The organism is Alcaligenes sp. SDU_A2, from assembly GCF_038237375.1.
Lineage (GTDB): Bacteria > Pseudomonadota > Gammaproteobacteria > Burkholderiales > Burkholderiaceae_B > Alcaligenes.
The window spans coordinates 3603269-3622708 of sequence record NZ_CP151273.1 but is presented as its reverse complement, the minus strand read 5'-3'; the positions used below and the strand labels follow the sequence as shown (position 1 = coordinate 3622708).

The following is a 19440-nucleotide window of genomic DNA, read 5'->3' as shown; positions in this document are numbered from 1 at the left end:
GAAACAGCGAAAAATCAGCGTGACATCAGGCATGCGGCGTCTCGTTGCGCGAGACCGCCGACCGCAGGCCCCGGTTCAGGATTCCGAAGCCTGTTGCCACGGCGGCGCAGGCCAGCCCCCCTACGGCTACGGCCAGTGCCGGATGCAGCAGGCGCGACAGATAGCCCATCTGTACATTACCGAGGGCCTGACCTAGCGAATATTGGGTCATCCATAGGCTGGAGACCCGACCCAGCAGGTAATCGGGCGTGTGCTTCTGGACCAGCGTCATGCGCAGGATTTTGGAGATGGTGTCGGCTGCGCCCATGATGGCCAGGCAGGCCAGGGCCCAGATCAAGGAGGCATGCAGGGCAAGGGCGGCCACGGCCAGCCCCCATACCACGACGGCCGCGACGATGGCTGCGCCCGGCCGGGCTAGTTGGCGGCACCAGCCGCTGGACAGGGCCGCCAACGTGGCCCCCACGGCGGGGGCGGCGTACAGGTAGCCGGTGGCTTGCGCCCCCATGCCCAGTATGGTGTCGCCCCATTCGGGCATCAGGGCCAGCGGGGTAGCCAGGATCAAGGCGGCCAGATCAATCAGCAGCAAGGCGCGCAGCAGCGGGTTGCCGGCCACGAACTGCAGGCCATCTTGCAGCGATTGCAGCATTTTCTGCGCTGGGCGATGGTTATTCTGAGGCGGCAGGCTGGGCAAGGCGCGCAGCAGCAAAGGGGTGATGATGACGCCGCACAGCACGATCACATAGCAAAAGATCAGCCCGGGGCCGGAGATCAGCAGTCCGGCCAGCGCCGGGCCTATGATGCCGCCTAATTGCATGGCCAGTCCCGATAGGGCGGCGGCGGCGGCCAGCTTGTCGCGGCCCACCAGCGCGGGTGTGGCAGCCATCATGGCCGGCACGCTGATGCCGCCCGCCGCTCCGCCTATGGCGGCAGCCAGGTAGATCAGCCAGACGCTGGGGTGGGGCAGCAGCGTGTTAAGCAGAAACAGCACCACGCTGACGATATACACGCTGCGCGACCAGACCATCAGGCTGCGCCGGTCCATGCGATCCGACAGCACGCCGCCGACAATCAGTGCCAGGACCATGGGCGTGGCCATGGAGACAGTCAAAAAGGCGACGGCAACGCTGGATTCGGTCAGTTCGTAAAGCTGGATGCTGGCCGCCACCATCAGCATGCCGGTAACCAGCACCGTCGCGGCACGCGCGAAATAGGCGTAGCGAAAGGCCCGGCTCTCGCGCAAAGGGGAAATATCCAGGAGCAGGCGGCTTAAAGACATAGATCAGACATCGAGTGCGGTTTGGAGCACGGCCTGTTCGGCCTGGCTCATGGCCGATTCCATCAGCGGGGCCATGACGGCCACGGCATCGGGACCGGTCAGATGAGCGTGCAGGGCGGCAAGGTCGTGGCTGCGCAACTGCGCGACATAGGGTTGCCACAGGTTCGGGTGCAGGTTCGTGCCAGCATGGTCCAGGGCGGCGCGAAAGTACAGTACCGGGCCGTCGTAGGTTTGATGGCGGTGATGGCGCACCAGCCGGTTATTGTTTTCCACAACTTGGAATACCCGGTCCAGGCGCGCGTCGGGCAGCGCTGCCAGCGGGTGACCACTGCGCTGCAGAAAACCGATGACGCCTTCGCGGGTCAGCGCGACATCGGGCAGGCTGTCCGGGTCGTGTCCGGCAATGTGCAGCAAGGCTTTGTAGATGGCGTTGGGTTCGGGTTCGGGCTGGTCGCGCCAGGCGTCGCTGGGGTAGGCGTCCAGCAGAGCCAGCATGCCCACATCGCGGTCGCGGCGGCGCAGTTCCACGGCCATGGCCTGGGCGATGATGCCACCTACTGACCAGCCCGCCAGGTGATACGGGCCGTGCGGCTGGGCTTGTTCCAGTCGGTCCACATAGGCGCGAGCCATCTCGTCCAGGCGGCTGTCCAGTTCCATGTCCGGAGTCGACAGCACGGTGGCTTGCAGGCCGTGGATGGCGCGTCCCGGCGGCAGGCGGCGTGCCAGCGCGCCGTAGCACCAGGAAAGACCGCCGGCCGGATGCACCACGAACAAGGCGGGCTGCTCGTGCTGCGCGGGGCGCAGGGTGATCAGCGGGCCGAAGCCGTCGCCGGCGACGGTGCCGGCCTGTTCCAGATGGCGTGCCAGGCGGGCGATGGTCGGAAATTCAAAGATCGTGCCCAGGGACAAGTCCTGACCGCGCTGTTCACGCAGGATCAGGGCCAGACGGGCGGCCAACAGCGAATGTCCGCCCAAGGCGAAGAAGTCGTCGTCTGCATAGAAAGGTCCGCTGCGCTCCAGCACCTGCCCGAAGGCGGCGGCGATCTGCTGCTCGGCCGCTCCGGTCAATGTTCTGCCGGCAGGCCGCAGATCCCGTGTAGGAGCGGGCAAGGCTTTGCGGTCCAGTTTGCCGTTGGCCGTGACGGGCAGCGTCGGCAGCGCGACCCAGGCAGCAGGCACCATGTACGAGGGCAGGTGTTCGCCGACGTATGTGGATAGGGCGGTCTGATCGCCGGCGCTGCCCTCTTGGGGCACCCAGTAAGCCACGATGCGCATCTGGCCGGGCGTGTCCTCGCGGGCAATGACTGCCGCGTGGGCCACATCCGGGTGGCGGGCCAGCACGGCTTCGATTTCGCCTAGTTCTATGCGTTGGCCGCGCAGTTTGATCTGGTGATCCGAACGGCCCAGAAAGACCACGGCACCGTCCTCGCGCCAGCGGGCTACGTCGCCGGTAGCGTACATGCGCGCGCCGTGCAAGGCATAGGGGTCGCGCACAAAGCGCTCGGCGGTCAGATCGGGGCGGCCCCAGTAACCTTGCGCCAGTTGGCGTCCGGCCAGATACAGGTGACCGGCCACGCCGGGCGGCACGGGGCGTAATTGTTCGTCCAGGATGTACAGCGCGGTATTCCAGACCGGAAAGCCGATGGGTACGGGCTGTGAGCGGTCCTGGCGCGATGCGGGCCACCAGGAGACGTCCACGGCGGCTTCGGTGGGGCCGTACAGATTGTGTAGTTCGGCCTGCAAGGTCGCGTGAAAGCGGTCGCGGGTGGTGGCCGGCAGTTCTTCGCCGCTGCAGAACACCAGCCGTGGCGTGAGCCCGCGGGCGGCCGGTTCGTCCAGGAAGGAAGCCAGCATGGAAGGCACGAAGTGCAGCACGCTGATGGCTGATTCGCGTACGAGGCGGGCGATGCGCGCGGGGTCTTTGTGCGCGTCCGGCGGCGCGACCACCAGCGTAGCACCGCTGATGAAGGGCAAAAAGAACTCCCAGACCGACACGTCGAAGGTTGCCGGGGTTTTTTGCAGAATGCGGTCGTCTGGACCGATGCGGTAGTGCGCTTGCATCCACAGCAAGCGGTTGACGATAGCATCGTGGTTGATCAACACCCCTTTGGGCGCGCCGGTCGAACCCGAGGTGTAGATGATGTAGGCCGGGTCGTGCGGACCGGCAGGCGTCCAGGCCGCTGTCGCGGTCGGGTCTTGCGGGCGAGGCACCAGAACCGGGGCTTGCAAGGTGCAGCCCGCCTGGGCCAGCAGCAGACGCGGTTGGGCGGCCTGCAAGATGGCGTTCAGACGCTCCTGCGGCTGTTGTGGGTCCAGGGGCAGATAGCCGGCACCGGCCCGGTGTATGGCCAGCAGCGACAGCACCAGATCCAGCGAACGCGGCAGGGCCACGGCTACGATATCCCCGGTTTGCACGCCTGCCTGACGCAGTTGGGCGGCCAGATTGGCGGTTTGTCGGTCGATCTGGGCGTAGCTGAGGGTCTGGCCCTCGAACTCCAGGCCGGGCTGTTCGGGCCGACTGCGCAGCTGTGTTTCGATCAGCGCCCAGAGCGTGGTTTCGGGTACGGGATGAGCGGTCTGGTTGACGGTTTCTATCCAGTGGCGGTGCTCGGCCTCGGTCAGGGTGGGCACGGCGCAAAGCGTGTCGGCCTGCAAGGCGCGAATCAGGAACTGTTCCAGGCGTTGCAGGTGGGCCTGGATCTGCTCCTGGCTGTACAGGCGTGGATTGGCCTCGACTTCCAGGCGCATGCCGCCGGCGTCCGGCTGGGCGCGAAAGGTGAAGTTCAAGTCTTCGACCGGGCCGGCGCACAGTACGGTCTGGCTGGCGTTCAGGCCGGCCTGCGCGTAGGGCGCATCAAAGGGCAGCACATTGATGATGGGGCCATGCAGGCGGCGCATGCCACCCAGCAGGCCCAGGTCGCGGCGCAGTTGTTCGCTGCGGTAGCGGCCGTGGCGGCGAGTCTGGCGCAAGGCCTTGGCGGTGTCGATCAAAAACCGGTCCAGCGGCTGGGACTCGTCGATCTGCAGGCGCAGCGGCGTCACATTCATGACGGTGGCCACGACGCGCGCGCTGACATTGCCCAAGCGGCCCATCCAGGGCACCCCCACGATACAGTCGTCCTGGCGTGTATGGCGGCGCACATAGGCGGCCGTCAGTGCAGTCAGGACGTCGGGCCAACTGATGTCTATACGTTGCGACAGTGCTTGCAGCTTTTCTGTCAGCACGGGGGCGACGGGCGCGCGCGCTATTAAGAAGCGATGATCGCTGAGGGCCTGGGATTCGGCTAGGCTCTGGGCCGGTTCGGCGCTGGCCAGCGCATCTTGCCAGAACTGACGGTCCTTGGCGCGGCGTTCGGATTGCCTGTAGGCCAGATCGTCCTGCTGCCATTGCGCAAAGGGCAGCAGCGCCTCGCCCCGATCGGTGCTTTGCTGCAGCAGGGCCTGATATAGCTTGACCACGCGGGCTTCGATCAGGGCCATGCCGTAACCGTCGGCCGCCAGGTGGTGTATGCGTTGATACCACAAGTAGTGATCCGGACCGAGGATAAACAATATGTGGCGGGCCAGAGGTGCTTGCGTGGGGTCCAGCGGGGTGTGCAAGTCGGCCTGCACCATACGCTGGGCCTGTTCGCCGGCACCCTGTGTGTCCGACAGGTCCTGTATTTCCAGTGTGATGCGCGATGCCGCGCAGAGATACTGGCGTGGCCCATCGGGCGTGTCCACCATGCGCAGCGCCAGGGCGTCGGCCTCGGCCAGCGTGGTGTTGACGGCATGGGTAAACAGGGCCAGGTCCAGCGGTGAGCGGATCTGCGTGCAGTGGCCGGTATTGAATACGGGGTTGAGCGGGTCCAGGCGCTGGGCGTACCACAGTCCTTCCTGGGCTTCAGTCAGCGGGCGCAGAGGGAGATCGGCAATCGGGACAGGCATCGCGGGATGTGTGCAACGGATGAATCAGCGGGCGTTCTGCTGGGCGCGTTCGATCAGCGCCCACCATTGGCCCAGGGTGACGACCGAGGCCATCTCCGAGAATTCGATGGGTGCGCCGGCCTGGCGCCAACGGGTGGCCAACGTCATGACGCGCATCGAGTCCAGGCCCAGGTCCATCAAGTTGTCGTCGTCCAGCACGTCTTGGGGATCTTCGTGCAGCATGGCTGCAATGTCCTGTCGCATGCGCTCCAGGGTAATCGAGTGGTTCATGGTCATTCTTGTACTGTGTTTTCCAGTTGCTGGCGCAGTGCGGCGCGCAGCTCTTTGCGGCTGATCTTCAGGGCGGCGGTTTCCATGAACTTGTCCACGAAAACGATCTGGTCAGGCACTTTGAAGTCGGCCAGACCGCGGCTGCGTATCCATTTTTTCAGTTCGACCGCGCGCGGCTTTTCGTGTTTGGGAATGATGAAGGCACAACTGCGTTCGCCCAGGAACTCGTCGGGCACCGACACCACAGCGGCGTCGAATACGTTCGGGTGAGCCAGCAGGTGATCTTCGATTTCTTCGGCAGAGATCTTTTCGCCGGCGCGGTTGATGTGGTCGCCGGCGCGCCCCTGCACCACCAGATAGCCTTCGGGCGTCATGCGAACCATATCGCCCGTACGGTAAAAGCCGTCCTCGGTAAAAGAGCGCGCATTGGCTGCCGGGTTGTTGTGGTAAGCACGGATCGTGTAGGGGCCGCGCGTCAGCAGGTAGCCGGTCTGGCCGGGCGCTACGGGCTGGCCGCGGTCGTCCACGATCAGGATTTCGTCGTCCGGGCTGATGGGACGGCCCTGTGTATGAATGATAGTGTCTTCTGGGTCGTCCAGGCGTGTGTAGTTGACCAGCCCTTCGGCCATGCCGAACACCTGCTGCAAGGTGACGCCCAAGGTGGGGCGAACGCGCTTGGCGACCTCGGCGTTCAGTTTGGCACCGCCCACCTGTATGACCTTCAAGCTGTCCAGGCGAGCCGCGCTTTTGCCCGCCGCATCCAGCCACAACAGCAGCAGTGGCGGCACCAGACTGGTATCGGTAACGCCTTCGCGTTCGATCAGTCCGAAGCAGGCGTCGGGACTGGGCGCGGGGCTCAGTACTACCTTGCCGCCCGCATACAGCGCGCCCAGGAAGCCGGGCGAGCTCATGGGGAAATTGTGCGCAATCGGTAGCGCGCCCAGGAACACGCTGGATTCGTTCAGGCCGGCGATCCGGGCGCTTTCGCGCAAGGTGTAAATATAGTCGTCGTGCGTGCGCGCAATGAGTTTGGATAGCCCCGTGCTGCCGCCCGAAATCTGCAAAAAGGCGACATCCGAAGGTTGGGCAGCCGACACCGGCACATCAGCATCGGACGCACTGGCTTGCAACTGTGCCAGCGACGTAAATTCCTGTGCCTGGCCCACGATGTAGACCTGTTCTACTTGTGGGCAGCGGTCGCGCAGTTCGCGCACCAGCGGCAAATAATCGAAGCCTGCATGCTGATCCACGCCGATGTAGGCGCGCACCGGTGCGCTGTTGGCAAAATGCGCTATTTCGGTGATGCGGTGTGCGGGAAGGGCGTAAACCGGCAGCAGGCCGGCGCGAAAAAGGCCGAACACCACGCTGACGAATTCGGGGATATTGGGCAGATGCACCAGAACCCGGTCGCCTTTGCGCAATCCCGCCTGCAGCAACCCGGCCGCAATCTGGCTGGCATAGTGATCCAGCGCCCCATACGTCCAGCGTTGTTGGCCGCCGATAATGGCTTCGCGTTCGGGGTGGCGTTGGGCACGCGTGCGCAACAAGGCACCGAAGGTTTCGCCTTGCCAGTGGCCGGCCTCGCGATAGCGTTGGGCAAAGTTATCGGGCCAGACTTGTTCAACAGGAATAGATGTCATCATTATAATGAGAACTATTACATAAAAAGAAAGACTTGTGAAGAACTCCGGCCTTGTCCTCGGCTTGGCGGGAAGGCGGGCAAAAGGTGTTTGCAGCGGCCGATTTCATCCGGCTTGTGTGCGGTCGTCGGCGTAACGGCCACTATGCAATCAGGTGCCGTACTCATTAAGCGTTGGAACCTAACCGACTGTCGGGCAGTTGTTCCGGTTCCAGGCGCTCGATACACCAGACTGGCAAAGTCTGCTGCAGGCAAAGTGCGGCCGCGTACCCTGGTTCAGGCGTGCGGCTGCACACATGCAGGCCGTTTAACACCGAGTGGGGCGATTGTACGGAGCACCCCAGGTTTGGGTGTCTGTCCAACATCAACTCCTTTGGGCCTATGCTCAAGCCGGTCCCCGCTTGTTTCAGGGCGGCTTCCTTGGCGCACCATAGGGCATAGAAGTCTAGGTCGCTATGTAGCCAGTGCAGTTCGGCGGGCAGGCTGCACAGTGCGGGCAGGGCGGCGTCTACGGGCACATGGGTGGCTTCGATGTCCACGCCCAACGGCTGGCCCGCTATGCCCAGCAGCACGCGCTGACCGCTGTGCGACAGGCTAAAGTGCAGTTCGGGCCGGGCCATGTCCAGAACAGGCTTGCCGTGCGGCAGGCTGCGCATGGGGATGTCGCGGGCGGCGCAGCCCAGCAGTGGTGCCAGCAGGTGGCGCAGGGCGGCATGGGCCAGCAGGCTCAGGTGCTGGTCGGCGGTACGACGCAGCCGGGCGATGCGGGCCAGGGTGCTGTCGGGCACCTGGGCTTGCATCCAGGGCAGCAGACTGGACGGCAGCGGTACCGGCAGCATGAACAGGCGCGGCGACATGGTGCGCTTAGATGCCCAGGTGGCGGTGCAACAGGTCACTGTTCTGGCGCAGTTGTTCGGCGCAGCCGTCGTAGACCAGTTGCCCATGTCCTAACAGCAGAGCGCGGTCGGCCAACCGCAGGGCCAGGCTTAGATTCTGTTCGGCCAGCAGTACGGTAATGCCTTCGCGGCGCAGCTGCTGCAATTGTGGCAGCAGGGTGTCCTCGATGGTCATGGGGGCCAGCCCTTCGCTGGGCTCGTCCAGAAGCAGGATGGACGATTGGGTCAGCAGGGCGCGGGCCAGCGCCAGCAACTGCCGTTCGCCGCCGCTCAGAGCCGCGCAAGACGATTGGCGGCGCTCGAACAGGCGCGGCATGGTGGTGTAGATGCGCTCCAGCGTCCAGGCATCGTCTGCGCGCATGCGGCGCGCCAGGCCGGACAGACGCAGGCTTTCGGCAACCGTTAGCGTCGGGAAGCGTCCCCGGCCTTGCGGCACCAACGCCATGCCCAGCCGGGCAATACGGTGCGTGGGCCAGTTTGCAACTTCCTGTCCTTTGATGCGGATCTGGCCGCGCCATTGCGGCCCCATATTGAACAGGCTGTGTAGCAGGCTGGTTTTGCCGGCACCGTTGCGCCCCAACAGGGCCACGGATTGGCCGGCTGGGATGTCCAGCGAGATGTCTTGCAGAACGTCGGCATTGTCGTAGCGGGCCGACATGGCCGTCAGGCTCAGGTCCGGATTCATGCTGTCTCCAGGGCCAGTTCGCCCAGGTAAGCCTGGCGTGCACCGGGGTCGCGGCGCACATCGTGGGGTGTGCCGGCTGTCAGCAAGACGCCCGAGGACAACACGGCGATGCGGTCGCACTCCCGGAATACGATATCGATATCGTGGCTGATCAGCAGCACGGCGCATTGGCCGCGCATGGCATGCACCAACGCCATGACTGCCTGCGCCTCGGATTCGGACAGGCCGGCGGTCGGCTCGTCCAGCAACAGCACGCGTGGTTGTTGGGCCAGGGCGATCAGCAGGTCCAGAATGCGTTGTTCGCCGTAGGACAGGTTGCGGGCCAGGGTATGGCCGCGGCCAGCCAGGGTGCTGTGTTCCAGCAAGGTGTGGGCGGCGGCATCGCTGTTGCGGCGCGCGGCGTTGCCACCCCACCAGCGGTAGGCTCCGCCCTGGCGGGTACGAATGGCCAGGGCCAGGTTCTGCAACAGATTTAGTTCGGGAAAAATGCGGCTGGTCTGGAAACTGCGCACCAGACCTTGCTGCGCGCGTTCAATGGGGCTGCGTGTCCGTAGGTCCACGCCATCGAACAGCACCTGTCCGCTCGTTGCGTGCGCCATACCGTTGATGATATTGAACAAGGTGGTCTTGCCCGCGCCGTTCGGACCGATCAGGCCCAGTGTCTCGCCGGCGTGCAGCTCCAGGCTGACCTCGTTCAGGATATCCAGCCCGCCCACGCGCAGGCAGACACTATGCAGGCTTAATAAAGCGTTCATGAGAGCTTCCGGCGGCGTTCGGCCAGGCCGTTGGGCATGAAAAGCACCGTAGCCACGAAAATCAGGCCCACCAGCAATTGCCAGCGGTCGGTATATGAACTGAGGTAGGTCTGCGCGAATAGGTAGACCGTCGCGCCGATGAAGGCCCCGCGCCAGGTGCGTATGCCGCCGATTACGCCCATGATGATGAGCGTGGCCGAGAAACTCCAGTGAACTTGCTGGGGGCTGACGTATTGGTTGACGAAGGGATAGAGGCTGCCGGCCGCGCCGGTGGCGGCTCCGGCGGCCAGAAAAGCGGCCAGGCGGATGCGCCAGGCCTGATAGCCCAGGGCGGCCATGCGCAGCGGCTGGTCGCGCAGGCCCACAAGTGCCAGTCCAATCGGGGCGCGACTGAAGGAGCGCAACAGCAGCCAGCACGACAAGGCCAGGATCAAGGCCAGAACCATCAGGGTGTAGGGGGCGCTTAAAGGCAGATCGCCCAGGCTCAGGCGCGGAAAGCCGCGCAGGCCGTCCGCTCCGCCAGTTACGGCGCGCCAGCGAAAGGCGATTTCCCAGACCATCTGTCCGGCAACCAGGGTAGCGACCAGAAAAAACAGCTCCGAGGTGCGCATGCTGACCAGCGCCATCAAGGCCGAGAGCAGCAGCCCGGCCAGAACGCCGATCAACAGCACCACAGGCAGGCCTGCACCCAGCCATTGACTGGCAATGGCGGCAGCATAGCCTGCAAAGCCAAAAACGGCACCGTGGCCCAGCGTGACCAGACCGCCGTAGCCGATCAGCAGATTGATGCTGAGCACGGCGCAGCCGATCAGCAAGGTTTCGGTGGCGAAACGCCACAGAAAAGGGTCGCCCCAGGCGGCGCTGCTGAGTAGCGCAAGACAGGCCAGGACGGGCCAGAGCCAGGACGGCAGCGGAAAAGAGGGTCGGGAATTCATTCAGACTTGGCGCGCGACAGGGCCACCCAGGCCACGCGGCCAGATGAGCAGCATGCCCAGCATGGCCGCCAGCGTGGCGGCATTGGCAAAAGATGGCACCCACATGCGGGCGAAGGTGCTGACAAAGCCCAGGATCAGGGCGCACAACAGGGTGCCGCGCACGGAGTTGAGGCCGCCTACCACCACGACCAGCAGAGCCAGCAGCAAAATTTCTTCGTCCAGGCCGGGGTAGACAGACAGCATGCCGGCACCCAGCGCCCCGCCCAGTCCGGCCAGCCCGGTGGACAAGGCCATGCCGATGGCAAACAGACGGCGTGAATCCAGGCCCAGGGTTTCGACGATCTGGGCATCCTGCACGCAGGCGCGTATGGCCGCGCCCCATAGCGTGCGGTCCAGCAGCAGCCAGAACAGCAGGGCCAGGGCCAGTCCGGCCACGATCAGGAACAGGCGGTAGGTCGGAAAAGGCAGGCCCAGAATCCATACGCCGCCGCGCAGCGCCTGGGGGAGCACAGGCGAGAGGGTGTCGGCGCTAAAGCCCCAGCGCATCAGATCGGCAAAGATGACGGACAGGCCGTAGGTCAGCAGCACCTGCATCAGGTGGGGGCGCTGGTAAAACTGGCGAAACGGAAACTGGTTCAACAGCCAGCCGGTCAGGGCGCACAGCACGAAGGCCGCTGGAAAGGCCAGCCACCAGGGGGCTCCCGAGGCCAGCCACTGCACGCCGATATAGCCGCCCAGCAGGAAAAATGAACCGTGGGTCAGGTTGATGAAGTTCATCATGCTGAGCACCAGGGACAGCCCCAGCCCTGCCAACATCAGCAGAGCCGAGAAGGACAGGGCGTTAAGAACTTGAAGCAGAAAGTAAGACAAGGCGATGCTCAGCTGCGCGGGCCGGGGTCCTGGATGCGGGAGTAGGTGTGTACGACCGTATTGAAGGGGCGGCCCTGCGCATCCTGGCGCACTTCGTTCACATAGATGTCCAGGATGGATTGATTGTTGCGCGGATCGAATTGCAGCGGCCCGAAGGCGGTGTCTATGGGTTGGTCCAGCAGAGCCTGTTTAAAGGCAAGCTTGTTGGATAGCTCCCCCTTGACGGCATCCAGGCCGGCCTTGATGACCTGGCCGGTGACATAGCCCGAGGTGCTGGCCTCGCCGGGCAGGCGACCACGGGCGGCCTGGTAGGCAGCCACAAAGTCCTGCGCACCCGCTGCGCCGGGCGATTGGTGAAATGTGCTGACCCCGCCCAGGGCGGCTTGGCCTACGGCAGTGACGACATCTTCCTGGTCGTAAAGCGCGCCGGGGCCGATGATCTGGATTTTGCCGTGCAGTTGATAATCCTGCATTTGCTGGTGAAAACGCACGGCGTCCGAACCGGCCAGAAAGGTGTAGACGAATTTGGGGTTGCGGGCCGCCAGATTCATGATGATGGGCGCAAAATCCGGCGTGCCCAGCGGCGTCCAGATGCGTTCGCCCAGTGCGCCACCCTGTTCCTGGTAGGTGTGGGCGAAGTCTTCGATGTATTCGCGGCCCGCGGTGTAGTCCGAAGCCAGGGTGAGGCCGCCGGATTTTTCGATGTGTTCGTAAGTCCAGAGCCCGCCGGTGTGGCCCAGCATCCAACTGGTCTTGGTGGGCCGGAACACATAGGGGCTGGCTGCTTCACGCGCCAGTGCGTTGGCGGCGGCGTTGGAAATAAAGGTCGGCAGTTGCGCATCGTGCACGATGTCCCGGATTGCCAAGGCGATATTGGCGCTGATGACACCGCCCAGAATGTCGATCTGGTCCCGTGCGATCAGTTTGCGCACTTTGCGTATGGCTTCGTCGGGCTTGCCGTGGTCGTCCTCGACCAGTAACTGCACTTTGCGCCCGCCCATTTCGTAGTTGCACTGTTGCAGCATCAGCTCCAGGCCGGCGCGCATGCTCTCGCCCAGCGCGGCAAACGGGCCAGACAGGGAGGTCAGCAAAGCTATCTTCAGGGGGGCATCCTGGGCGCGCAGCAGGCGCGGCACGCCAAACAGCAGGGGGCTGGCTGCTGCAGCCAACAAGAGCTGGCGACGGCCAGCACTAAGCGAGGAGGAGGTCACGAATTTTTATTCCGCAAGACAGGCGACCGCGTTTCTGATTACCGCTTCAGAGTGTGCGGATGCTCGACTAAATGTTAATCATTATCATTTTAGGAGCTTTTGCCATGTAAATAAAGCCTAGGTATGGCATCGGAGTTGAGTAGCGGATTTTGTCGGGGCGGATGTGCCTTCAGATAAAAGCGTGATGCTTAAGAGTTTTGTGTCTTGAAAGGGTTTTTTGGGGCAGGCATGGAGAACGTCCAGTTTTCTTGAGATGGGCCTGGGCGGGCCGGCTTGGCTGGGTACTTCGCCCGTGCTGCGCACGGGTGCCCTTGTCGGGACGCTGGCGCGGGCGGTGCGTGAACTCGGAGCGCGGCTCGTCCCCCGGACGAACCGCAAGCGTGCTCCTCGAACAGCACGCCCCTTGCACCCCGCTTCAACGTCCTGACAAGGCGAAGTCCCTGACTCGCCCGCCGGCCCGCCCAGGCCCATCTCAAGAAAACAGCATCGCTTCACTTGGTTTAAATGGTGCTGTCCCGCAATCGCCAAGGTATCCAGTGCGGCAAGCCATTCCTTGCTGGCACATGTCAATCGGTCGAGCAGGTGGCTGTTGCGAGCCGTTCAGGACGGGTCAGTCCCCGTCCTGAACGGCTTTATAACGACTGGCTCGGCCATCGGCCCGATGAAGGGATGATGGTTTGAGGCCCCGATCAGGTCGTTTCCCCGTTGATGTTGGCGCGGATGCGGCTCAGGAACTGGCGTAACTGTGTTAGTTCCTGGGGCGAAAAGCCCTGGATGGCGCGTCGGTGTATGTCCAGCGCGGCCGGCAGCACGTGCAGGAAATGTTCCCGCCCTTGCTGTTGGATGTGGACCAGTACCATGCGCTGATCCTGTTTACAGGGTCGGCGGGAAATGTAGCCGGCATTTTCCATGACCACCAGGGCGCGCGACAGCGTGGTCTGGTCTACGTCGGTGTACTGGGCCAGGGTGCTGACGCCCAGGCCGTCGGTCTCGTTCAGAAAAGCCAGCACGCGCCAGTGCAGCAAGGTCAGGTCGTGGCTGCGCAGCAGAATCTGGAAGTCGGCATTCAGCGCCGAGGTCGTGCGGTTCAGCAGATAAGGGATAAACGTATCGTGCCCGGTATAGGCGTCGGTGGGAGCGCCAGCCAGGGAAGGGGTCGTCATGAGTTCAAATTCCACGCAATGGTAAAAAAGCAGGCCTGCTCCCCGGTGCTGGCGGAGCGGGCCTGCAAAGTCCCGGCTACGTCTGTGGTCGCAGCCGGGCGAGTGGCTGTGTCAGCCTGTATGATCCACCTTGCGCTGCAAGGCGGCAATCGTCAGATTCAATGCAAAGCCCAGCAGGCAGATCCAGACCAGTGGCACAAACATGTCGGTGATGCGGTAGCTGCGAGCGGCGGCCGTCAGCATATGGCCCAGGCCGTCGGTGGAGGCGATCATTTCGGCCAGAAATACCACTACGCAGGCAATGACCCCGGCCACGCGCACGCCGGCCAATACCGTCGGGCAGATGGCGGGTAGCACGACTTTCCACAGACAGGCGGCGCGCGAGGTGCCAGCGGCGCGTGCAGACCAGATCAGCTTGCGGTCCACGGTCTGAGCGGCTACCCAACTGGCCATCAGCACAGGGAAGATTGCATCCGACACCACCAGGGAAATCTTGGATGCGCTCTCGAAACCCAAAATCAGGATCAGTGCCGGATACAGCGCGATCTTGGGAATGGGGGCCAGCAGTCGGATCAGCGCATCGAGCAGCAGCGCGCTCCAGCGCGATAGCTGCGCGGCCAGGGCCAGCACCACGCCCAGCACTGACGCGATCAACAGGCCGCAAAGCAGGCGATAGACGGTGAGGCCCAGATTGCGCCAGAAGTCCGCTTCGGTGGCCAGCTCCAGCAGGCGCAGCACGATGGCCGAGGGCGCGGGGAGTAATTGCGGGCTGACCCAGCCCAGGCGCGTCGCCAGCTCCCAGACGATCAGCAGTAGCGCCGGGCTGATGCACAGCGACAGGCCAGACAGATTCCAGCGCCGCGTGGGCATGGAAGCGGCTGCGGGGCGTGGTTCCAGACGGGTGCAAGGTAAGGTTTTGCTAGTCATGTGTTTATCCCTTGTCGATCAGGGCCTGTGCCGAGTCGTACCAGCGCGTGCAACGCTTGCGTACCTGCTCGAACAGCGCATCGCAGACAATGCCCAGCGCGGCCAGCAGCACGATGACGGCGTAGACGGTGGGGTACTGCGCCATATCCATAGAGGTAAAGAGCAAATTGCCTATGCCTTCCTGGCGGGCAATCATCTCCGAGGACACCATCACGATCAGCGCCATGACCACGCCGACCCGGCAGCCGATCATGACCTCCGGCAGCGCCGCCGGCAGCACGACTTTGCCCAGGCGGGCCAGCGGCCCCATGCCCATGGACTGGGCTACCCAGACCAGCTTGGGCTCGATGCGGCAAGCCCCGTGGTAGCTGTGATAGAGCAGCGGCAGGGACACGCCCATGGCAATCACCAGGATCTTGGAGAAATCGCCCAGGCCGAACCATAGCATCAGGATGGGCATCAGCGCCGCCTTGGGCATGGGGTAGGCCAGCGCCACCAATGGGTAGAACAGCGTATAGATCAGACGGCTGCGGCCCATCGCCAGACCCAGCGGTATGGCCACGATCAGCGCCAGGCCGTAGCCGGCGAACATACGGCCTACCGATTGCAGGATGGCTGACCAGGCGGTGGGATCGGTGATCAGGGCCGGTAATTCGCGCAGGGCCGGGCCGGGGCCGGGAAAGGAGTCCAGCCCGACCCAGCGGGCCAGTCCGGCCCAGGCCAGCAGCACCAGGGCGGCGGCCAGGAGCAGGGTGATCCAGCGGTTTTCGTACCAGCGCTGCGCGTTCATGGATGGGCCTCTGCCATCAGCGATTGCTCCAAGCGGATGATGGTGTCCTGGTAGATCGGGTTGCGCAGCAATTCTGAACGTATCCGTGGCCGTGGCAAGTCTATGTCTACCACTTCCTTGATCCGGCCGGGCGAACCGGTCATGACCACGACCGTGTCGGACAGGAACACGGCCTCGTCCACCCCGTGCGTGACGAACACTACGGTATTGCGCAACTGTTCCCACAGGGTCAGCAGTTCTGTCTGCAGATTGACGCGGGTGTGCGCATCCAGGGCTCCGAAAGGCTCGTCCATCAGCAGGATGCCTGGTTCATAGGCCAGGGTGCGGGCAATGGCGGCGCGCTGGCGCATGCCGCCGGACAGTTCGCGCGGGTAAAAAGAGGCATAGGGCCCCAGCTTGACCTTGTCCAGCCATTGGCGGGCGCGCTCTTCGGCCTGACGGCGCGGCACGCCCTGTTCTTGCATGCCGTAGGCGACGTTGCCCAGTACGGTTTTCCAGGGGAACAGGGCGTATTCCTGAAAGACCGGCCCGCGATCCGGGCCGGGGCCATTGACCGGCTTGCCCTTGACGCGGATCTGGCCGCTGCTGCAGGACTCAAAGCCGCCCAGCATGTACAGCAGGGTGCTTTTGCCGCAGCCGCTGGGCCCCAGAATGGACACAAAGCGTCCAGCCGGAATGTCCAGGGTAATGTCGCGTAGCGCCGTGTGCGAACTGCCACGGCGCGTGCTGAAGGTCTTGCCCACACCGTCCAGTTCAATCATGGCGTGTCCTCGCGCAGATCGGCCCGGTAGAAGTCCTGCACATTCAGCGCTTGCTTCAGGAAGCCGGCCTGGTGATAGCGATCGTAGGTTTTCTGGATGGACTCCAGATTTGGCTGCATATCGGGTACGCGGGCAAAGTCCTTGTCGGTAAACAGGTACTTGGACAGCAGCTCCTTAGGGGCGCGCGTCACTTGCGAGGTCACCTCCACAGCCAGCGATGGGTCTTTGTTCATCAGGTCCATGGCGTGTTTCATGTCCTGGACATAGGCACGCACGACCTGCGGGTGGGCGTCGCTGTATTGCTGGCTGCATCCCTCGAAAATCTGTACGGAAGGGCTGGCGACTTCGGACAGCGAAAACAGCTTGCGCAGCCCGCCTTTTTCTTCGTTCAGCAGCGCAAAGGGTTGCGCCATCGGACCGGCGGCGATACGTCCGCTGCGAATCGCGTCGGCAGCCGGAGGGAAGCCTGTTTCCACGATTTTGACGTCTTTGTCCGGGTCTATCCCGTGTTGGCGCAGCCACAGCAGCATGTCGAAGTACACCCCCGCGCCGTAGGCATTGGTACCGATGACCTTGCCCTTCAGGTCGGCGGCGCTGTTGATGGGGCTGTCGTCTTTCACGGCCCAGTAGACCGAGAAGTGGCCTTCGTCGGAATGGACATGCTGGGCCACGATATACGCCTTCAGACCGCTTTCGATCGCGCCGTTAGCCAGCGACATGGGGGCCATCGTGGCACAGTCCAGCACATTGGCCCGCATGGCCTGCACCATGGGCGAGGTGCCCTGGAACTGGGTCCACTGGATCTGGTAGGTTTTGCCCAGATTGGGAAACAGCTCGGGACGCTTGGCCATCAGGTATTTGGCTTCTTCGCCGGGGATGGTCCAGCCCACGCGCAAGGTGGGTATATCCTGGGCCTGCGCCAGATTCTGGCAGGCAATAAGGGTAAACAGCAGTGCAGCGTGTTTTTTCATTCCTGTGTCTCCTTGGCGGTATGGTCGGCACCGGACGGTGCCAGCCCGACATGGCGCAGCATGCCCAGAACGCGTGCCAGCACATCGCGGCGGTACGCCTGTTGCTGCTCAGCCGGGTAATCGTGAAAACCCTGCCCGCTGCGCAGGCCGTTGCGCCCACTTTCCATGTGGCGGGCGATGATCTCGGGCACGGCGTAGCGGTGTGGGTCCAGGTTGCGGGCCAGGTAATTGCCCGCGTGGTACAGAATGTCGTTGCCGCCGTAGTCGATAAACTCCAGCACGCCTATGCTGGCAAAGCGGAAACCCAGTCCATAACGCGTAGCCTTGTCGATATCGGCAGCGCTGGCCACGCCTTCGTCCACCATGCGCGCGGCTTCGTTCATGATCAGAGTCTGCAGGCGGGGCACAATGAAGCCGGGGTGGCAGCCGCAGACCACCGGTACTTTGCCTATGGACTCCAGATTGGCGCGCAGCCGCTCCAGCGTCTCCTGGCTGGTACCGGGGTGGGCGCTGATTTCCACCAGCGGAATCAGAAAGGCTGGATTGAGCCAGTGCGCATTCAAAAAACGCTCGGGGTGGCTGACCATAGGAGCCAGGTCCGAGGCCAGCATTGTCGAGGTGGTGGAGGCGATCAGGGTCTGGGGGCGCACGTGCCGGCTAATACGACCCAGCGCATCGCGCTTGGCATCCAAGGTCTCGGGTACGCCTTCGTAGACCAGATCGGCGCTGGCTAATACATGGGGGGCCTGCTCCAGGCGAGCTACCGAGACGCGAGCCAGATGGTCCGGTGTCTCGTGGTCGGGAAACAGTCCCAGCTGGGCCAGTTGTTCCAACGTGGCGCGCAGTTCCTGTTGTATGTCGGCTTCCAGCCGGGCGCTGTCAGCTGGATTGCGCTGTTTGAAGTCCAGTAAGGTGACGGCATGGCCGCGCAGTGCGTAGGCCAGGGCAATGCCCCGGCCCATGCGACCCGCGCCCACCGCCACAATTGTCGTGATGGGGGCGGGGGCATTCATCAGGCGCGCCCTTCGGTCAGCAGTTCCTGCATCTGTGTGCGGGACAGGCCATTCAGGCCCAAGGCTCCCAGAGTGCGTTCACCCTGACGCAAGTCCTGTCCGACCACGGCACCGGCCACGGCCAGCAGTCCGCAAGTGACAGGGGCATCCACCTGGGCCCATTCGGCGACCGATGCCAGGAAAGCCAGTCCCAGCATGGTGTCCTCACGCATATAGCGGTGTTCCTGCAAATCGATTTTTTCGCGCCAGTCGCCGCTCTTGACCAGTTTGGCGTGCGAGGAGCGGTCGCCGTACATCCACTGGTCATTCTCGTAGTGGTCGGACAGCGGGAAGTGCGGCGCGCCATAGCCCAGGGCTTCGCGTACGCGCATGCGCTCGTTGTCCAACGCCGTCGTGACCGCGCGCACCGATGGCTGCGTGCCTTCGTTGTGGATGTCCCATGCCGGGAAGTGTTCCAGAGGGCCGGCGTTCATCAGGATCAGCGGTGGGTGGATAATGGGGCCGGCATTCATCAGTGCACCGGACAGGGCGTCCTCGCAGCGTTCTACCGATGGGAAGGCCTGGGCAATGACAGTCAGCGCATGGTCGGTGTTGCGGGCCGGATAGACGCCGGTAGGCAGGCGCGTAGCGCGGGTGGTGATGTTGATGACGGTGTCGCCGTGTTTGCGTGCCAGCCAGGGCAGTGTGCCGGTTTCGGCCCAGCTGACGTCTGCCGTATTGCCGTGTTCGCGCACGATCTCGCTCATCAGGAAGGAGCCGAAGGTGCCAGGCGGCAGGAACACGACCTGACCGTCGCTCAGGTGCGGGGCCATCAGGCGGGCAATGTCGCGCTGAGCGATGGCGGGTGAAGGAATCAGCACCAGATCGGCACCGGCAATGGCCTGGCCGATATCGGCGCAGACCTGGGCGATGGCGATTTCGCGTTCGCCGCGTTCGTCCTTCAGGGTAATGACAGGCTTGTCCAGCAAGGGCTGGAGCTGGGCCGTGTCGCGGCGCCACAGGCGCACGTGGTGGCCTTGTTCACTCAGGTCGGCTGCCGCCGCGTAACAACCGTGTCCGCCACCTAATACCGCTACCTTCATGTTTGTCTCCAGTCTTTGAATGTCTATTTCTATGCACTTGCATATAAACACAGACTAAGAGATGTTTAAGCCTAAAACAAGAGAAGGTGTGGGGGGAATTACCCTAGGAGGCAGGGTTTTGGGCACAAGACGGTACGTGCTTGCTGGCTAATGCCGAATCGTCCAGACAAAAAAAACCGACCTTCCGCTGATGCGATAGGTCGGCTTGAAAAAACAGTGGATCACTTTCTTTGTGTCTGGCCGCTTTCAGGACACGGTGTGCGGATGGC

17 protein-coding genes are annotated in these 19440 nt (G+C 63.5%); all 17 read right to left on the bottom strand.

Annotation, left to right across the window (positions count from 1 at the left end):
* Positions 1–25: 25 nt before the first annotated feature.
* The 17 genes from entS to AADW57_RS16515 all read right to left on the bottom strand — a co-directional run bounded on the left by entS (position 26) and on the right by AADW57_RS16515 (position 19171).
* A complete protein-coding gene (entS, locus tag AADW57_RS16595) occupies positions 26–1276 on the bottom strand; it encodes an enterobactin transporter EntS (protein WP_341667990.1) in 1251 nt (416 codons plus the stop codon).
* Between the two features lie 3 nt (positions 1277–1279).
* Positions 1280–5203 carry an amino acid adenylation domain-containing protein gene (locus tag AADW57_RS16590; RefSeq protein ID WP_341667989.1) on the bottom strand — a complete coding sequence of 1308 codons (3924 nt, stop codon included), beginning with the start codon at positions 5201–5203 and terminating at the stop codon, positions 1280–1282.
* Between the two features lie 24 nt (positions 5204–5227).
* Positions 5228–5473: a phosphopantetheine-binding protein gene (locus AADW57_RS16585; RefSeq protein WP_341667988.1), complete on the bottom strand. Its 246-nt coding sequence runs from the start codon at positions 5471–5473 to the stop codon at positions 5228–5230.
* Positions 5474–5475: 2 nt separating this feature from the next.
* Complete coding sequence (locus AADW57_RS16580) at positions 5476–7116, bottom strand: (2,3-dihydroxybenzoyl)adenylate synthase (protein WP_341667987.1); 1641 nt, start codon at positions 7114–7116, stop codon at positions 5476–5478.
* Positions 7117–7279: 163 nt separating this feature from the next.
* A complete protein-coding gene (locus AADW57_RS16575) occupies positions 7280–7969 on the bottom strand; it encodes a 4'-phosphopantetheinyl transferase family protein (protein WP_341667986.1) in 690 nt (229 codons plus the stop codon).
* 7 nt (positions 7970–7976) lie between these two features.
* Positions 7977–8693 (bottom strand): ABC transporter ATP-binding protein, encoded by a 717-nt coding sequence (locus AADW57_RS16570; protein ID WP_341667985.1) that lies wholly within the window; start codon positions 8691–8693, stop codon positions 7977–7979.
* On the bottom strand, positions 8690–9448 hold the full coding sequence (locus AADW57_RS16565) for an ABC transporter ATP-binding protein (RefSeq protein ID WP_341667984.1): 759 nt from the start codon (positions 9446–9448) through the stop codon (positions 8690–8692). Before AADW57_RS16565 ends, AADW57_RS16570 begins: the two co-directional genes overlap by 4 nt.
* Positions 9445–10383, bottom strand: a complete 939-nt coding sequence (locus tag AADW57_RS16560; protein ID WP_341667983.1) for a branched-chain amino acid ABC transporter permease — start codon at positions 10381–10383, stop codon at positions 9445–9447. The genes AADW57_RS16565 and AADW57_RS16560 overlap by 4 nt, the downstream gene beginning before the upstream one ends.
* Entirely contained in the window at positions 10384–11253 is an 870-nt protein-coding gene (locus AADW57_RS16555) for a branched-chain amino acid ABC transporter permease (protein WP_341667982.1), read from the bottom strand.
* 8 nt (positions 11254–11261) lie between these two features.
* Positions 11262–12464 carry an ABC transporter substrate-binding protein gene (locus AADW57_RS16550; protein ID WP_341667981.1) on the bottom strand — a complete coding sequence of 401 codons (1203 nt, stop codon included), beginning with the start codon at positions 12462–12464 and terminating at the stop codon, positions 11262–11264.
* A 689-nt stretch (positions 12465–13153) separates the two neighbouring features.
* A complete protein-coding gene (locus AADW57_RS16545; RefSeq protein WP_341667980.1) occupies positions 13154–13627 on the bottom strand; it encodes a MarR family winged helix-turn-helix transcriptional regulator in 474 nt (157 codons plus the stop codon).
* A 111-nt stretch (positions 13628–13738) separates the two neighbouring features.
* Positions 13739–14554: an ABC transporter permease gene (locus tag AADW57_RS16540; RefSeq protein WP_341667979.1), complete on the bottom strand. Its 816-nt coding sequence runs from the start codon at positions 14552–14554 to the stop codon at positions 13739–13741.
* Between the two features lie 4 nt (positions 14555–14558).
* Complete coding sequence (locus AADW57_RS16535; RefSeq protein ID WP_341667978.1) at positions 14559–15344, bottom strand: ABC transporter permease; 786 nt, start codon at positions 15342–15344, stop codon at positions 14559–14561.
* The gene (locus tag AADW57_RS16530; RefSeq protein WP_341667977.1) at positions 15341–16105 is read right to left on the bottom strand and encodes an ABC transporter ATP-binding protein; all 765 of its coding nucleotides are present in this window, start codon (positions 16103–16105) and stop codon (positions 15341–15343) included. The genes AADW57_RS16535 and AADW57_RS16530 overlap by 4 nt, the downstream gene beginning before the upstream one ends.
* Positions 16102–17076, bottom strand: coding sequence for an ABC transporter substrate-binding protein (locus tag AADW57_RS16525; RefSeq protein WP_341667976.1), 975 nt, complete (start codon positions 17074–17076; stop codon positions 16102–16104). Before AADW57_RS16525 ends, AADW57_RS16530 begins: the two co-directional genes overlap by 4 nt.
* Positions 17073–18089 carry a 3-hydroxybutyryl-CoA dehydrogenase gene (locus tag AADW57_RS16520; protein ID WP_341667975.1) on the bottom strand — a complete coding sequence of 339 codons (1017 nt, stop codon included), beginning with the start codon at positions 18087–18089 and terminating at the stop codon, positions 17073–17075. Before AADW57_RS16520 ends, AADW57_RS16525 begins: the two co-directional genes overlap by 4 nt.
* A complete protein-coding gene (locus AADW57_RS16515; protein WP_341667974.1) occupies positions 18089–19171 on the bottom strand; it encodes an NAD/NADP-dependent octopine/nopaline dehydrogenase family protein in 1083 nt (360 codons plus the stop codon). Before AADW57_RS16515 ends, AADW57_RS16520 begins: the two co-directional genes overlap by 1 nt.
* Between the last annotated feature and the right edge of the window lie 269 nt (positions 19172–19440).

What these genes read in the sequence shown, in the direction of transcription:
- AADW57_RS16570 (WP_341667985.1), bottom strand. Translation starts at nt 8,693, where the DNA reads ATGAATCCGGACCTGAGCCTGACGGCCATGTCGGCCCGCTACGACAAT.
- AADW57_RS16520 (WP_341667975.1), bottom strand. Translation starts at nt 18,089, where the DNA reads ATGAATGCCCCCGCCCCCATCACGACAATTGTGGCGGTGGGCGCGGGT.
- AADW57_RS16560 (WP_341667983.1), bottom strand. Translation starts at nt 10,383, where the DNA reads ATGAATTCCCGACCCTCTTTTCCGCTGCCGTCCTGGCTCTGGCCCGTC.
- AADW57_RS16580 (WP_341667987.1), bottom strand. Translation starts at nt 7,116, where the DNA reads ATGATGACATCTATTCCTGTTGAACAAGTCTGGCCCGATAACTTTGCC.
- AADW57_RS16565 (WP_341667984.1), bottom strand. Translation starts at nt 9,448, where the DNA reads ATGAACGCTTTATTAAGCCTGCATAGTGTCTGCCTGCGCGTGGGCGGG.
- AADW57_RS16515 (WP_341667974.1), bottom strand. Translation starts at nt 19,171, where the DNA reads ATGAAGGTAGCGGTATTAGGTGGCGGACACGGTTGTTACGCGGCGGCA.
- AADW57_RS16535 (WP_341667978.1), bottom strand. Translation starts at nt 15,344, where the DNA reads ATGAACGCGCAGCGCTGGTACGAAAACCGCTGGATCACCCTGCTCCTG.
- AADW57_RS16590 (WP_341667989.1), bottom strand. Translation starts at nt 5,203, where the DNA reads ATGCCTGTCCCGATTGCCGATCTCCCTCTGCGCCCGCTGACTGAAGCC.
- AADW57_RS16530 (WP_341667977.1), bottom strand. Translation starts at nt 16,105, where the DNA reads ATGATTGAACTGGACGGTGTGGGCAAGACCTTCAGCACGCGCCGTGGC.
- AADW57_RS16525 (WP_341667976.1), bottom strand. Translation starts at nt 17,076, where the DNA reads ATGAAAAAACACGCTGCACTGCTGTTTACCCTTATTGCCTGCCAGAAT.
- AADW57_RS16545 (WP_341667980.1), bottom strand. Translation starts at nt 13,627, where the DNA reads ATGACGACCCCTTCCCTGGCTGGCGCTCCCACCGACGCCTATACCGGG.
- entS (WP_341667990.1), bottom strand. Translation starts at nt 1,276, where the DNA reads ATGTCTTTAAGCCGCCTGCTCCTGGATATTTCCCCTTTGCGCGAGAGC.
- AADW57_RS16575 (WP_341667986.1), bottom strand. Translation starts at nt 7,969, where the DNA reads ATGTCGCCGCGCCTGTTCATGCTGCCGGTACCGCTGCCGTCCAGTCTG.
- AADW57_RS16540 (WP_341667979.1), bottom strand. Translation starts at nt 14,554, where the DNA reads ATGACTAGCAAAACCTTACCTTGCACCCGTCTGGAACCACGCCCCGCA.
- AADW57_RS16585 (WP_341667988.1), bottom strand. Translation starts at nt 5,473, where the DNA reads ATGAACCACTCGATTACCCTGGAGCGCATGCGACAGGACATTGCAGCC.